The sequence below is a fragment of the Streptomyces sp. NPDC017890 genome (genome assembly GCF_044328675.1).
Classification (GTDB): Bacteria; Actinomycetota; Actinomycetes; order Streptomycetales; family Streptomycetaceae; genus Streptomyces.
In genome coordinates, this window is the sequence record NZ_JBIRHU010000129.1 from 1 (window position 1) to 1778 (window position 1778).

Genomic DNA, 1778 nt, shown 5'->3' on the forward strand with positions numbered 1-1778 from the left:
GCGATCACGTTGCCGACGTCCGCGCGGAACTTATCCATGTCCATCCCGCCCGGATCCCACTTGCCTTGGACCTTCGCCCATTCCTTGTGACCGATCGTGCGAGACGACGGATGCCCGAGCTTGCGGAGAATCGCCGCATTGATGCGGACGTACGCCCAATACTGTTCGGATGACCAGCCTTCGGTACCACTATTCTCGGCCTCGATGCCGATCGTGACCTGGTTTGCTGCGTTCTGGGTGATGCCGGGCCAGGAACCCGCTCCTGCGTGGTAGGCGATGCCGACACCGCAGATGGTTGCGATGCCCTTGCGGGACAAATGAATCTGGGATGCGAGGCCGAGGGTGGGGTGTTTCGCGATTGCGCCGGGGCCGGGGTTACTTCCGACTGGTGCGCCGGTGTGATGGTCGACGATCCCCCAGATTTTGTAGAAATCGCCCTGCCCTCGATCAAGGGCGCCGGGATAGAGGCTGACACTCACTCCCGCATCCCGAATGACCTGTTCGAGAAATACGGGATCGCCCGTCCATTCCATGGCTGTCTCCTAACGTGGTTGGGCCAGAAGGCCGTACAACTTGAATGCGGTACTGCGATCGATCGCCGCGTTGACGGATTTGACGTCGCTCCCGATTTCCTTGAGGGCTTTGAGCGCGGTCTTGTTCGACACCCCGCACTGCTTCGCGACTTCACGGACGCGGATACGGAGGTCCTCGGCGGGCACAGACTTCGGGTCGGACTTCGATTCCGCCTTCGGTTTCTCCGGCGCGTTCGGACCGCGAAGGATGTCGGGGATGTCCTGTCCGACAGTGGGGTCGATCCCGGGGATCTCACCGGACGCGATGAGCTGCCGAACGAGCTCTTTTCGGATGGAGTCGGGAAGTCTGGAGATGTCGACGTCGATCGGTGGTTCTTTCGCGGTGCCGACCGGCTTCCACGTGCCTGCCGAGAACATCGAGTTGACGTCGCCGGTTCGTGGCGGGTGGTACTCGATGGTGGGGTCTGCGACCAGGCGCGCGCCGCCGTCGTAAAGGCGGCGCGACACCTGACGCAGATACGACACCGGGAATGGGAGTGGCGCACCCTTCATCCCGGGCAGTCCGACGAGGAGATGCAAGAACATCTCTTCCGGATCGTCCAGATTTGAGTTGTCCCGCAACGGGAACTCGTCGACTGACATGTGAGTCTCCTTGGTTCAGAAATTGACGCCGAGGTCGTGTATTGCCGCCTTGATGTCTTCGATCAGTTCCATGGCGCGCTGCCCTGGGTCCTGCAGCGCACGGTTGTCGCCGATGACCGGCATCCATTCGGGATTCGCGTCGCGGTCCCAGGCCAGCGAGAGCCTGCACACCCGATCGACGTACACCTCCCCGGTGAAGTCACCAGGGATCGTTGCCCCGATTCGATCACCGAGGAAGAAGTGACCGAGTCCGTTGTCCCCGACGAGGAACGGAGCCGCATCAGAGATGGCCAGTTCGTGCGTGAACCACGTCTTGGTCGCGTAGAAGCCGGCACGGAGCACCAGGAGCGAGCTGAGTGTGTACGCCTTGTCAGCGCCGTCCTGGAAGTACTCGAAGTACCGTGACCACCCCGAATTGTTTTTGCGCTGAGGTGAATCGACGGACATCCACGCCAAGATGGTGTCCGTGTAGAGCGGTTTGAGCACCGCGTCAGCAGCACCGCCGAGAGGCGGCACGCCGGGGATCATCGCTGTGAGATCCCCGAGCATCTGGATAGTCGCGGAAAGCAATTCGTTGACGATTGAGATCGTCTAGCCCCACCC

3 protein-coding genes are annotated in these 1778 nt (G+C 61.5%); all 3 read right to left on the bottom strand.

Going from position 1 to position 1778, the window contains the following annotated elements:
• Positions 1-533, bottom strand: a 533-nt coding sequence (locus tag ACH4F2_RS35925) for an N-acetylmuramoyl-L-alanine amidase (RefSeq protein WP_398136800.1), incomplete at its 3' end; no start/stop codon positions are given.
• Positions 534-542: 9 nt separating this feature from the next.
• The gene (locus ACH4F2_RS35930) at positions 543-1175 is read right to left on the bottom strand and encodes a translation initiation factor IF-2 N-terminal domain-containing protein (protein ID WP_234551538.1); all 633 of its coding nucleotides are present in this window, start codon (positions 1173-1175) and stop codon (positions 543-545) included.
• Between the two features lie 15 nt (positions 1176-1190).
• On the bottom strand, positions 1191-1745 hold the full coding sequence (locus ACH4F2_RS35935) for a hypothetical protein (RefSeq protein WP_128636527.1): 555 nt from the start codon (positions 1743-1745) through the stop codon (positions 1191-1193).
• Between the last annotated feature and the right edge of the window lie 33 nt (positions 1746-1778).

Coding starts and splice junctions, on each gene's coding strand:
- ACH4F2_RS35930 (WP_234551538.1), bottom strand. CDS start 1,175: ATGTCAGTCGACGAGTTCCCGTTGCGGGACAACTCAAATCTGGACGAT.